Origin of the sequence: Burkholderia sp. AU45251 (genome assembly GCF_030482905.1) — a bacterium.
Taxonomy (GTDB): Bacteria; Pseudomonadota; Gammaproteobacteria; order Burkholderiales; family Burkholderiaceae; genus Burkholderia; species Burkholderia aenigmatica.
In genome coordinates this window covers 355565-367736 of sequence record NZ_JAUJQH010000001.1, presented here as the reverse complement: position 1 = coordinate 367736, position 12172 = coordinate 355565, and the positions used below count along the sequence as shown (strand labels likewise).

At 67.4% G+C, this 12172-nt stretch carries 11 protein-coding genes; 6 read left to right on the top strand and 5 right to left on the bottom strand.

What is annotated here, in order from left to right; translation table 11 throughout:
* Positions 1 to 124: 124 nt before the first annotated feature.
* Positions 125 to 1459, bottom strand: coding sequence for a chloride channel protein (locus tag QZM67_RS01625; protein ID WP_301800381.1), 1335 nt, complete (start codon positions 1457 to 1459; stop codon positions 125 to 127).
* Positions 1460 to 1919: 460 nt separating this feature from the next.
* On the opposite strand from QZM67_RS01625, the gene QZM67_RS01620 reads away from it, so the two are divergent.
* Together QZM67_RS01620 and QZM67_RS01615 are read left to right on the top strand one after the other, a co-directional pair.
* Entirely contained in the window at positions 1920 to 3062 is a 1143-nt protein-coding gene (locus tag QZM67_RS01620) for a porin (RefSeq protein WP_043183640.1), read from the top strand.
* A 216-nt stretch (positions 3063 to 3278) separates the two neighbouring features.
* On the top strand, positions 3279 to 3581 hold the full coding sequence (locus QZM67_RS01615) for a DUF4148 domain-containing protein (RefSeq protein WP_301800380.1): 303 nt from the start codon (positions 3279 to 3281) through the stop codon (positions 3579 to 3581).
* Between the two features lie 123 nt (positions 3582 to 3704).
* Here QZM67_RS01615 and QZM67_RS01610 read toward each other — a convergent pair whose 3' ends face one another.
* Entirely contained in the window at positions 3705 to 4652 is a 948-nt protein-coding gene (locus tag QZM67_RS01610) for a LysR family transcriptional regulator (protein WP_043183638.1), read from the bottom strand.
* Positions 4653 to 4853: 201 nt separating this feature from the next.
* Between QZM67_RS01610 and QZM67_RS01605 the strand changes: the two genes are divergently transcribed.
* Together QZM67_RS01605 and QZM67_RS01600 are read left to right on the top strand one after the other, a co-directional pair.
* A complete protein-coding gene (locus tag QZM67_RS01605; protein WP_175024729.1) occupies positions 4854 to 7037 on the top strand; it encodes an FUSC family protein in 2184 nt (727 codons plus the stop codon).
* A gap of 137 nt (positions 7038 to 7174) precedes the next feature.
* A complete protein-coding gene (locus QZM67_RS01600) occupies positions 7175 to 7387 on the top strand; it encodes a hypothetical protein (protein ID WP_043183635.1) in 213 nt (70 codons plus the stop codon).
* Positions 7388 to 7516: 129 nt separating this feature from the next.
* Here the strand turns inward: QZM67_RS01600 and QZM67_RS01595 are convergent, their stop codons facing one another.
* Together QZM67_RS01595 and QZM67_RS01590 are read right to left on the bottom strand one after the other, a co-directional pair.
* Complete coding sequence (locus QZM67_RS01595) at positions 7517 to 8626, bottom strand: P1 family peptidase (protein WP_301800379.1); 1110 nt, start codon at positions 8624 to 8626, stop codon at positions 7517 to 7519.
* Positions 8627 to 8698: 72 nt separating this feature from the next.
* Complete coding sequence (locus QZM67_RS01590; protein WP_301800378.1) at positions 8699 to 10105, bottom strand: APC family permease; 1407 nt, start codon at positions 10103 to 10105, stop codon at positions 8699 to 8701.
* A 141-nt stretch (positions 10106 to 10246) separates the two neighbouring features.
* Between QZM67_RS01590 and QZM67_RS01585 the strand changes: the two genes are divergently transcribed.
* Complete coding sequence (locus QZM67_RS01585; RefSeq protein WP_175024727.1) at positions 10247 to 11047, top strand: helix-turn-helix transcriptional regulator; 801 nt, start codon at positions 10247 to 10249, stop codon at positions 11045 to 11047.
* Between the two features lie 19 nt (positions 11048 to 11066).
* A complete protein-coding gene (locus tag QZM67_RS01580) occupies positions 11067 to 11570 on the top strand; it encodes a hypothetical protein (RefSeq protein WP_301800377.1) in 504 nt (167 codons plus the stop codon).
* A 72-nt stretch (positions 11571 to 11642) separates the two neighbouring features.
* Here QZM67_RS01580 and QZM67_RS01575 read toward each other — a convergent pair whose 3' ends face one another.
* Complete coding sequence (locus tag QZM67_RS01575; RefSeq protein WP_089453035.1) at positions 11643 to 11948, bottom strand: panthothenate synthetase; 306 nt, start codon at positions 11946 to 11948, stop codon at positions 11643 to 11645.
* Positions 11949 to 12172 lie beyond the last annotated feature (224 nt).

Below are 12172 nucleotides of genomic sequence, written 5' to 3'. Positions count from 1 at the left end.
CCGGCGAACGCGCTTGGGCGCGCGCGGCTGCGATTGCGTGCTGGCACGGCGGTGGAAACGGGGAGGAAAACGGCAATCGGCGGTGCAGTCGGCACCGCCGGTGACAAGGACGGATGCGCGTGCGTTAGCGAACGGCCGTCGCAGGTGTGCTCACGGTTGCAACCGAATCCACCCGCCGCTCGGCCAACCGCTGCGCGAACCGGTATGCGACGAGCGACCCGGCCACGGCAAGCAGCATCGGCACGAGGCTGTCGTGATCCGCGCGCGTGAATTCGGCCAGCAGCACGACCGCCGTGATCGGCATCTGCATCGATGCGGCGAGAAACGCGGTCGCGCCGACCAGCGCGCATCCGCCGATCGACGCCCCCGGCCACACGAGGCTCCACAGCCCGCCCAGCACGACGCCGAGCAGCGCGCCGTTCGCGAGGCCCGGCGTCAGCAGGCCGCCTTCGGCGCCCGCCCGCAGGCTGCCGGCCTCGATCAGCACCTTCAGCACGAGCAGCGCCGCGGCAAGGCCGATCGTCAGCGTGCCGTCGAAGCCCAGCGACGCCGGGCCCTTGCCGTTGCCGAGCAATTGCGGAAACCGCATCGCGAGCATACCGATCGCCGCGAAATTGAGCAGCGCGAGCACGGGCAGCCGCCCGTCTTTCGGCGCGTTCGCCCGGGCTCGCGTCGTGAGCCGCACGAAGCCGTATGCGGCAAAGCCGAACAGCGGCCCGCAGACGATCGACCACGCCACCAGCGGCGTGCTCAGCACGAACGCCGGCACCGTGTACTGATGCTCGTTGCCGAGGCCGATCCATGCGACAGCCGCCGCGATCGCCGACGTCGCGACCGCCACGACCAGCGCACGCAGTTCGAACGTGCCGAGCAGCACTTCGAGCACGAAGATCGCGCCGCCGAGCGGCACGTTATAGACGGCCGCGAGGCCCGCGCCCGCCCCACACGCGACCATCAGCCGGCAATCGTCGGGCGTGAGCCCCGCGCGATGCGCAAGCCGCCCGGCAAGCAGCGAACCGATCTCGCGCGGTGCGACTTCGCGGCCGAGCGGCGAGCCGAGCGCGACGGTAACGATCTGCAGCAGCGCGTGAACCGTCGTACTGACGAACGGCATCCGCGGATCGGCCGCGCGCACCGCGCGGCGGATGCTGACGAGCGGCCGGCCATACCGGTACAGCGCCCACCACCCGCCGCCGGCGACGATCCCGCAGACGGTCAGCACCACGAGCCGGCGCAACGGATCGGCACCGGTCACGCCGGTGAGGAAGCTCTCGGTGCCGATCACGTGCGCGACGCTGTAGCCATACGCAACGTGCTGGATCGCATGCAGCAGCAGCGCGAGCAGCATGCCGCCGAGGCCCGCGCCGACGCCGGTCAGGATCGTGACGACGGCCACCCGCGCGAACGGGCTGGCGGCCGGCGAAGAAGAGGCGGGAGCGGACGGGGGATCGAGGCGCATGGGGTCGGCGAATGGGATCGAAAAGACGGCGCGCAACACGCGCGCCGTCGTCAGGACCGCATCGTAGGCCGGTGCCCATCATGAGACAAACGTATTTTTCGAATCGACTCATGCATTTGGTGAATACATAAAGACAGGCAGGCCATCACCCTTCGTCGTCCTTCGTCCGCCTCAATCCGGATACGTGACGCGCGCCGGTCGCACCGATCAACCGCCGTGCCCGCGCGCGCGCATGTTGCAACGACGCGACAGGCTCTCCGCGATGAACGGATACCAGCCGCGTGCGATCACGCAAGAACGGCCGTCGTCTCGCGCGTGCGGCGCGTCGTGTCAGTTTTGTGAAGGACTCTTGCCGGATCCGGAAAGGTGCGCTCGCGGCCCCCGGTGGCCTTGCACGCGCGAGGCATTCCTATACTTGCGCCGAACTTTCGTTCCCAGTCCCACACGCAGGAGCCTTGACTTGAAAAAAACCCTCATCGCCGGCGCATGCACCGCCGCGCTGTTCGCCCCGCTCGCTCACGCACAGAGCTCCGTGACGCTGTACGGCCTGATCGACGCCGGCATCGTCTATACCAACAACGCCAACGGTGCGTCGCTGTGGCGCCTGAACAGCGGCACCGTCAACGGCAGCCGCATCGGGTTTCGCGGCACCGAAGATCTCGGCGGCGGCCTGAAGGCGCTGTTCGTGCTCGAGAACGGCTTCAACGTGAACAACGGCGGGCTCGGGCAGGACGGCAAGCTGTTCGGCCGCCACGCGTACGTCGGCTTGAGCCAGAGTGGCTATGGCACGCTGACGCTCGGCCGCCAGTACGACACGATGGTCGACTTCGTCGCGCCGCTGTCGGCCACGGCCGGCGACTTCGGCGACACGAGCTTCGCGCATCCGTTCGACAACGACAACCTGAACCACTCGCTGCGCATCAACAACGCGGTCAAGTACACGAGCGAGACCTACGCAGGCTTCAAGGTCGGCGCGATGTACGCATTCTCGAACGCGACCAGCTTCGGCGCGAACCGCGCATACAGCGTCGCGGCGAGCTACACGAACGGCCCGCTGAAGCTGGCCGGCGCATACCTGCAGATGAACGGCACGAAGGGCTCGACGAGCGCGAGCCCCGGCGCGACCGATGCGGCCGAAGCGAAGAGCCTGAACCAGGGCGGCTGGTCGATCGGCTCGGACCGCATGCGTTCGTACGGCGGTGGCATCAGCTACGGGTTCGGCCCGGCCACCGTCGGCTTCGTCTATACGCGCTCGCAGTACGACAACACGGGCTCGTTCGGCTCGACCGGCCAGGTCGCGTTCAACAACTACGACGTGAACGTGCGCTATGCGGTGACGCCGGCCGTCAGCCTCGGCGCGGCCTACGTGTACACGGACGCCAGCGTGTCGAACCCCGACAGCAAGCACGGCACCGATCCGAAGTGGCATCAGGTCGACCTGCAGGCCGTCTACAAGCTGTCGCGCCGCACGGACGTGTACGCGGAAGCGATGTATCAGCACGCATCGGGCCGCGGCTACCAGGCGTTCATCAACGGCTCGGGCGGCGCATCGAGCACGGCGAACCAGATCGTCGGCACGATCGGCATGCGCACGCGCTTCTGACCGGCGCGCGGCAACGTCGCCCGTTGGCCACGCACCCGCGTTCTCACGCGGGCGCGTTCGCCGCGGGCGGCTTGCGCCAATGTTGTTCCATCTGGAAGGCTGCCTGCCTGGAATCGGGGTTTTTACGCGCGCGGGTGCTGCGTAGACTGCCAGCAAAGGTCGGGGTCACGCATCGCGCGTCGAACCGGCCGCCCACCCCGTCCCCAGGAGAACCTTGTGAAATCGCTCGTCGTTACCGCCGCCGCTGCCGTCCTGCTCGCTGCACCGGCCCTGTCGTTCGCCCAGTCGGCCAAGTCGCCCGTCACGCGTGCGCAAGTGCTGCAGGAGCTGATCGATCTCGAGTCGGTCGGCTACAACCCTGCGCGCGGCGAATCCAACAACTATCCGGACGACATCATGGCGGCGCAGGAACGACTCCACGAAAAGCGTCTCGCGGAACAGAAGGCCGCGCATGCCGCGTACGGCCCGGCCGGCGAAGCGGCAACGGAATCGGGCGCGGCGGCAAAGCCCGCGCTGTAACGGCACGACGATGCGCCGCGCCCGCGTGAACGATGTGCCGCGGGCGCGGCGCAGGTTGCATTCGCGTTCGTGTGGTTTGCTTGAAGAGAAAAAGCCGGCAGGACGCCGGCGCGCGTCCGCCGCTCAGGCGGCCTGCGGTTCGCGATCGATCGCGTTGAGCATCTCGACGTCGCGCGCAATCATTCCCGGCACCTGTGCACGCAGCATCTCGACCCAGGTCCGCACCTTCGCATCAACGAAGCGACGCGACGGATACAGCGCGTAGACGTTCATCTTCTGCAGGATATGCGCGGGCAGCACGCGGACGAGCGTGCCGTCGCGCAGCGCATCGATCGCCGAGTACAGCGGCAGCATGCCGATCCCGATGCCGTCGCGGATCGCGAGGGCGAGCGATTCGGCCGTATTGGTCTGCACCGGCCCCGCGACGTGGATCTGCTCGACGCCTTCGGGCCCTTCGAGCACCCATTCGTGCGTCGGGAACGCCGGCGTGCACAGCGTCAGGCACGCGTGCGCGGCGAGATCCTGCGGACGAACCGGCGCGCCGTGGCGTTTCACATAGTCGGGCGACGCACACAGGATGCTGAAGGTCGAGCCGAGCAGGTGCGACACGAGTTCGGAATCGGGCAGCGACGACGCGGTCACGACGGCCATGTCGCTCGTACCGTCGAACAGGTCGGGCATGCGCTGCGACAGCGACAGCTCGATCGACACGTCCGGAAACTGCGCGTGATAGCGCGTCAGCGTGGGCAACACATAGTGATGGCCAACGCTCGCGAAGCTGTGCATGCGCAGCACGCCGGCCGGCCGTTCGTGCGCGCAGCTCGCCTCTTCTTCCGCGCGGTCGACGTCGGCGAGGATCTGGCGGCAGCGCCGCAGATAGCTTTCGCCGGCCGACGTGAGCGCGAGACGGCGCGTCGAACGATTCATCAGACGGGTGCGCAGGCGCGCTTCGAGTTCCGACACCGCGCGCGACATCGCGCCGGTCGTCGAATTCAGCGATTGCGCGGCGGCGGTGAAACTGCCCGTTTCGACGACGCGCGAAAACACCCGCATGTTTTGTAGGGTATCCATTCCTGTGAGCAACCTGTAGCGGAGCCGCTATTTTCCTCCACGGGATGCGACAGATTGTTACTCCGTCTGCAACTATCGTTTCCCCGCAGCTGCGTTAATGCGCGGGCGCCGCACTCCTACAATCGGCGCCTCACCAGTCGAACGGACCGTTCGGACAAGCCGCGGCACCCCGCCCGACGCCGTACGAGCCCCACCCCAGTCATGAAGCCATCACCTGCGATCGAGCGACCGTCCATCGAACCGGCACGATGGAGGACCTGGCTCGATCCACTCGGCGACGCGGCGCGCGACTGGGCCGCGAGCGACGGGCTGATCTGGCTGCACCTCGCGAAAACCGTACTCGCGGCGCTCCTCGCGATGGGCATCGCGATGCGCCTGGAAATGTCGCAGCCGCGCACCGCGATGACGACCGTGTTCGTGCTGATGCAGCCACTGTCGGGGATGGTGTTCGCCAAGAGTTTCTACCGCGTGCTCGGCACGGCGGCCGGCCTCGTCGCCGCGCTCGCGCTCGGCGGGCTGTTCGCGCAGCAGCCCGAGCTGTACATGGCCGGCATCACGCTGTGGATCGGCACCTGCATCGCGCTCGCGGTGCGCAACCGCCACTTCCGCTGGTACGGCTTCGTGCTCGCTGGCTATACGGCCGCGCTGATCGGCCTGCCGTCCGTGATGACCCCGCAGACGCTGTTCCAGTCCGCGCTCACCCGTGCCGCGGAAGTCGCGCTCGGCATCGCGTGCTCGGGCGCGGTCAGCGCGCTGATCCTGCCGCTCAGCTCCGCGAAGGCGCTGATGCGCTCGCTGGGCACCCGCCATGCGACGTTCGCGGCGTTCACGGCCGGCGCGCTCGCAGGCGACGTTGCACGCGGCGATTTCGAGCGACGTTTCGCCGATTTCGTCGACGATATCGTCGGCTTCGAGGCCAACCGCGCGTTCGCGTCGTTCGAGGATCCGCACATTCGCGCGCGCAGCCGCCGCCTCGCGCGGTTGAACAGCGAGTTCATGAACGCGTGCACGCGGCTGCATGCGCTGCACCAACTCGTCAAGCGGTTGCGCGCCAATGGCTCGGACGCGGTGCTCGATGCGCTGGCGCCGCACGTCGATGCGCTCGCGCAGCGCTTCGCCGCGCTGCGTGACGAGCGGCAGCGCGGCATCGCGCCGGCCACCGGCGCACTGCTCGAGCTGCGCCGCTTCCACAGCGCGTTGCCGAAAGCTGCGCGCGCGTCGCGCCGAGACATCGAGGCGCATGCGGCCGGCGGCCTGCTCGACTTCGATACGGCGATCGAGCTGCTGTACCGCTTCATCGGCGAATATCTCGGTTACGCCGACACCTATGCGTCGCTCGACCAGGACGATCACGCGTTCGAGCGCTCGGTCACGCATTACGCGGTGAAAACCAACTCGTTCTTCGTCGGGTTCGCGTTCCTGCGCACGATCGTCGCCGTCGGCGCGATGAGCGCGTTCTGGCTCGCGTCCGAATGGCCGAGCGGCCCGCTCGCGGTGATCGCCACCGCGATCGCGTGCGCACTCAGCTCGACGTCACCGCGTGCACCGAAGTTCGTCGCGCAGATGAGCGTCGGCGCGGCATTCGCGACCGCCGTCGGCTACGTGTTCCTGTGCTACGTGTATCCGAACATCGACGGCTTCCCGCTGCTGTGCGCCGCGCTCGCGCCGGTGCTCGGCCTCGGCGCGTTTCTCGCGATGCGACCGGGACTGTCCGGCTACGGGATCGGCTTCGCGGTGTTTTTCTGCTTGCTCGCGGGGCCCGACAACGTGACTGCATACACGCCCGAGGTGCTGATCAACAACGGCCTGGCGATCGTCATCGCAATGCTCGCGTGCTCGCTCGTGTTCGCTGTCGTGTTCCCGACCCACATGCCGTGGCTCACCGGCCGCATCGCGCACGACCTGCGCCGCCAGGTCACGCTGGCATGCGAAGGGGCAACGGACGGCCTCGCGCAGCGCTTCCAGTCGAGCACGCACGACCTGATGGCGCAACTGCGCACGCTGCTCGTGCGGCGCACGCGACAGCATCGCGACGCGATGCGCTGGATGCTGTCGACGCTCGAGGTCGGCCACGCGGTGATCGACCTGCGCGACGAACTGAATGCGTTCTCCGCATCGAAACCGCCGCAGACACTGCGCTGGACCGGTTCCGTCGAAGCTGTGCTGCACGAGCTGCCGCGCTTCTTCGACGATCCGACGCCCGGTCATCATGCGCGCACGCTGAAATCGGTGAATCTCGCGATCCGCGCGGCGCAGCACACGCTGCAGGCGTGGTATTCGGTGCCCGACGAGCGGCACCGCATGCAGCGGATCGTCGGCTGCCTGCACTTCATGCGCAGCGCACTGCTGGACAAGGACGCGCCGTTCAACCGGCATCGCCATTGACGATCGGTGCGTGCGCAACGTGATCCTTGTTCCGGATGGAAATAAGCTCTACAGCCGCGGTGATTAATCTTTAAGCAGTACGAGCCTATAGTTTCCTCACTGCCAGCGAGACTGGCACTCACCCAGGAGAAACCAAAATGAAGCCGCTGCACCTCGCCCTCGTTGCCCTGTCGCTCACCGCTGCTGTTGCTCATGCACAGCCGGCACCGGCAGACGTCGCACAGCAACAGGCGAACCGCGCTGAAGCCGTCGCAACCGCCGGCCGCGTCGATCGTGCGCAATCGAAGCAGGAAGACCCGAACGCCTGTGTCGGCCCCGTCAGCTTCTGCAACGTCTACTTCGGCAGCTGAGCATGACGCCGCGTCGTCACGGCCAGGCCTGCACCGCCCGCACTGCTTGCGCGGGCGAGCGGCGGCCCGGCCGATCGCCGCATCGCCGCTCGCCCCCACGCCGCTTCGATTGAAGCGGCGCATGCCGTTTCAGGCGCCGCGCCCCGGCCGCCAACCCACCTCGCGCAACGCATCCAGCAAGCGCGCCTGCCCCAGCCCCTCGACCCGCGCACCGCGCGACTCGACGTCGCCGCCCGCCACGAGCGCATTCACGATCGCCTCCTCCACCGCCTCCGCCGCCGCGACGAACAGCGCGGAAATATGGTCGTTGTTGACCATCTTCACGCCGGTCGTCGGTGCCCCTTTGCTGCCGTAGTTCGCCGCCGGCAGGCCATCGTTGCCCGTTGCGAATGCCAGGAAGATGTCGCCGCTCGAATCCTCGGTGCCGCCGCCGACGCGCGCCAGCCCGACGCTCGCACGCTGCGCAAGGCGCGTGCACTGGTGCGGCAGCAGCGGCGCGTCGGTCGCGATCGTCACGACGATCGAGCCCATCCCGGCCTCGCCTTGCGCGTCCGGCGCACGGAACGGCGAAGGCACGTGCCGCAGCACTTCGCCGACCGGGTAGCCGGCCACGCGCAGCATCTCGCGCACACCGTAGTTCGCCTGCACGAGCGCGCCGACGGTCCAGCCGCCCGCCTCGGCCGAAAGCACACGCGACGCGGTGCCGATGCCCCCCTTGAACTCGTGGCAGATCATCCCCGTGCCGCCACCCACGCCGCCTTCGGCAACCGGCCCCGACTGTGCAGCGGCCAGCGCACGCTGCACGTGCGCGGCGCTCACGTGCTGCCCCCAGATGTCGTTCAGCAGCCCGTCGTAGGTTTCCATCACGACCGGCATGCACCAGTACACGCGGCCGGCCGCCGCTTCGCGCTCGTTCGCGACGAGCGCATCGCGCACCGCACCGACGCTGTGCGTGTTCGTATAGGCGATCGGCGTGGTCAGCAAGCCGGCCTCGCGGATCCATTCGAGCCCCGTCGCGTCGCCATTGCCGTTCAGCACGTGCACGCCCGCGAAACACGGCGAATCGTGCGCGGCGCCCGCGCGCGGTTCGATGACGGTGACGCCGGTGCGGATCGACGCGTCGCCGTTCTCGACGTTCAGCGTGCAATGTCCGACCCGCACGCCCGGAACGTCCGTGATCGCGTTGAAGCGGCCCGGTGTGCCCAGTCCGATGCGGATGCCGAGATCCCTCGTGCGCATGATGCAATTCCTCCAGTCTTTCAATGGTTCGGTGTTTCAGTGTTTCGGTGCGGCAAGCTTTCGATCCGGCGCTCAGAGCGTACGGAAGGCTTCGCTGTGGCGCGCCCAGACTGCATACATCACGAGCGCGGCGATCAGCAACCCCGCGATGATGATCAGGTCGGTCGGTTTCGTCGCCGTTGCGAGCGTCGTGTAGAGCGTATACGCGGCGCCGGCTACCGCGACGAGCGGCGTCACGGGCCACAACGGCATCTTGTAATGGTGTTCGACGTCACGGCGTACGAACCGGCTCGCGAGCGCGGCCAGGCCGACGACCAGATAGATCAGCAGCAGCAGGTCGACCGTGAACGCGGTCAGCGCGTCGAGGCTCGACACGAACACGAGCCCGGCCGACGGCACCGCGAGCGCGAGGGTGGCGAGCCACGGCGATTCGAAGCGCGGGTGGATCGTCGAGAATGCGCGGTTGCAGGTGCGCGACCAGAGCGCGTGCCGGCCGCTGCTGTACAGCAGGCGGCCCATCGTGATCACGATCGCGATGATCGCGTTGAATACCGACAGGAAAATCCCGCCGCTAACCACGCGCGACACGGCCGGATTGCTCAGCGAACGCACCACATAGCCGATCGGGTCGGCGCTCTTCGTCAGTTCCGTCAGCGACGGCGCGCCGAGCACGATCGCGGTGAGCGGAATCAGTTCGACGACGAGGATCACGAGCAGCGAATAGATCACTGCCTTCGCGACATTGCGGTTGCCGCCGCGCAGGTCTTCCGCGAGATAGGCGGCCGAGCCGAAGCCGTTGTAGCAGAAGATCGCGGTGCCGATCGCCGGGACGATCGCAGCCAGCGTCGCCGGCACGAGCGCGTTGCCGCTCGCGACGACCGGTGCGACCAGCACGTCGGCGCCGCGATGCGGCGAACCGAAGCCGAGGCCCGCGATCAGCATCAGCACGCCGATCTCCACCACCAGGAACGCGCCCGTGATCCACGCGTTCGTCTTGATGTTCAGCATGCCGAGCAGGTAGCTGAGCAGCACGATCGTCAGCGCGACCGACTGGTTGCTGAAGTGCGTGCCGAGCGCGTTGTTCAGGTAAGGCGCGGCGCCGCTCGCGAGCACGGCCGGAATGAACACGCTGACGGACAGCACCGTGATGAAGGTCAGGTAGCCGGGCAGCGTGCCGAACACGCGCTTGGCCATCACGTACTCGCCGCCCGCGCTGCGATGCGCGGCGCTGAGTTCCGCATAGCAGAGCGCGAACGCCAGCGCGAGCACGCCGCCGAGCAGGAACGACAGCACGGCGCCGCTGCCGGCCTGCTGGATCGCGAATGGCGCGATCACGAAGATCGAGCTCGCGGGCGTCACGCCCGAGACGGTGATCATCACCGCATCGCGCACGCTGAGCGTCTGCGACAGCGCGCGCGGCGCGTCTTCCGTTGCAGGCGCCGCTTGCAGCGTGCCCGTCGATTCCGACATCATCGCCATTTCGTTCTCCTGTGCTTGGGCCAATCCTTTGCCACTTTTTTTTGAACGCCCATACTCGGGCCCGATTGATTGCGTGGCAGTCTAGGAAGCCAATTTCAGGACCGCTATTCCCCCTTCGTGTTACGCCCTTCCGGTGGTGGTATGGATCGTCTCTTTTCCGAAATCGCGATGCACCAGGCGCTCGGCCGCGCAATCGATCATCTCGGCCAGCCGCGTTTCTGGCGGTTCCTGGTGCTGCTGCTCAATGAAATGGTGCCGTTCGACAACGCGCTCGCGACCGCGATCGGCCCCGACGGCGTACCGCTCGTGCTCGACGAATACGACACGGGCGGTACCGATGCCGCATCGCCCGTGCCGCTCTACCTGAACGGCGTGTATCTGCTCGATCCGTTCCTGCAGGCCGCGCACGACGGGCTCGCCGACGGCTGCTACCGGCTCGAGGAAGTCGCGCCCGACCTGTTCCGGCAGAGCGAATATTTCCTGAGCTACTTCCGCGATGCGGTCGGCGACGACGAGATCCAGATCCTCGTGCGGCCGAATGCCGACATGCTGCTGTCGCTGTCGCTCGGGGCGGGCGCGCGGTTCGACGTCGAGCCGCTCGGCAAGCTGACGGCCGCGATGCCGTGGGTGCTCGCGGCGATCCGGCAGCACTGGCGGCTGGTGGGCGACGCGGCACGCGCGGCGCCCGACGCCGACCTCGGCGCGCGGGTCGAGCAGGCGCTTGCCCGCTTCGGCGCGGGCGTGCTGACCGATCGCGAGATGTCGATCGCGCGAATGGTGCTGCGCGGCAATTCGTCGAAGGCGATCGCCGAGCGGCTCGCGATCTCACCCGAAACGGTGAAGGTGCACCGGCGGCATCTTTACGCAAAGCTCGGGATCTCGTCGCAACCCGAGCTGTTTTCGCGGTTCATCCAGGCGCTGGGGGAAGACGCGGCCGGATGACCGCGTCGATGCTGATGGGATGGCAACCGGCGCGGAATCGGGCACACTCCGTCAAGCGCCACATGCCGTGTTCATCCCGCGACACCGATGCGGACGCTTCGTCGACAACAAGATTGCCCGAAAACAGGAATCCCGATTCATGTCGCTCATTCCGATCATGGGACTTGGCTGGCTGTTTCTGTGTGCGATCAGTGCGGCATCGATCGTGCTCGTACCGCCCGTGGTGCTGGTTGCCTGGCTGATGGGGAAGAACATCTGGTCGATCCTGACCCGTGGCCGGCTGCAATTCGCGTTCCTGGCCTACCTCGGTTCCGCGCCGGTGCCGGCCGTCTTCACGTTCCTGCTGGAAATCGGCGCCACGGCCGGGAATCACGGTGGCACGGCGTCCACCAGCGAGTATCAATGGAACCAACGGTTCTTTTTCGTGTTCGTCGCCGCGGCGGCACTGAGCGGCCTGCTGTTGCTATTGCGACCGAAGGACAGGCAAGCGGCGAACGTCGAACCGCCGCAGCCTGCGCGTTAGTCGGCGCGCGAGCGCCGCGCCATGCCGCCTGCCCGGTTCTCGAGCAGGCGCAGGGGCATGTGCAGCTTCCCGCTACTTCCACTTCGCACCGAGTTGCGCGAGCCCGGCATTCCGGAGATCGTCCGGCAACATCACCACGCGAAACTCGCAGTCCGCATTCAACATCAGGAACCACGGCTCCGCGAGCGCCGGGATCTGCGACGGATCATTCACGTCGACGATCACGACGGCCCCGCGTCCGCCGCTCTGCTCGGTGAAATACACGGCCTCCGGCTTGACCGCTTCGAGTATTCGCCCGATCACGTCGCCGACGCTGCCGTCGCGCACCAGCGTGTTGAACGGCTCGTGAGGGATTCGTATGTTGAGAAGCATGCGCATGACCATCCTCCTTGGGCTCCGCCCGGCCTGGGCCCTTCAAGCATAGGTGCTGCGCGATGCCGCGCCAGTGGCGCCGCAAGCATTGGCCGATTCGCATTCACATTCCGACGATTCGATGACACCGCATCGCGCGAACGCCAATCGTTAGCGACGCGCCAATCCACCGGGAATGGCGTCGCATTCGATGCGCCGTCGAATCGGCGCCCCGCTCGCCCGGCCGCGCC

Coding starts and splice junctions, on each gene's coding strand:
- QZM67_RS01625 (WP_301800381.1), bottom strand. CDS start 1,459: ATGCGCCTCGATCCCCCGTCCGCTCCCGCCTCTTCTTCGCCGGCCGCC.
- QZM67_RS01610 (WP_043183638.1), bottom strand. CDS start 4,652: ATGGATACCCTACAAAACATGCGGGTGTTTTCGCGCGTCGTCGAAACG.
- QZM67_RS01605 (WP_175024729.1), top strand. CDS start 4,854: ATGAAGCCATCACCTGCGATCGAGCGACCGTCCATCGAACCGGCACGA.
- QZM67_RS01600 (WP_043183635.1), top strand. CDS start 7,175: ATGAAGCCGCTGCACCTCGCCCTCGTTGCCCTGTCGCTCACCGCTGCT.
- QZM67_RS01595 (WP_301800379.1), bottom strand. CDS start 8,626: ATGCGCACGAGGGATCTCGGCATCCGCATCGGACTGGGCACACCGGGC.
- QZM67_RS01590 (WP_301800378.1), bottom strand. CDS start 10,105: ATGGCGATGATGTCGGAATCGACGGGCACGCTGCAAGCGGCGCCTGCA.
- QZM67_RS01585 (WP_175024727.1), top strand. CDS start 10,247: ATGGATCGTCTCTTTTCCGAAATCGCGATGCACCAGGCGCTCGGCCGC.
- QZM67_RS01580 (WP_301800377.1), top strand. CDS start 11,067: ATGGCAACCGGCGCGGAATCGGGCACACTCCGTCAAGCGCCACATGCC.
- QZM67_RS01575 (WP_089453035.1), bottom strand. CDS start 11,948: ATGCGCATGCTTCTCAACATACGAATCCCTCACGAGCCGTTCAACACG.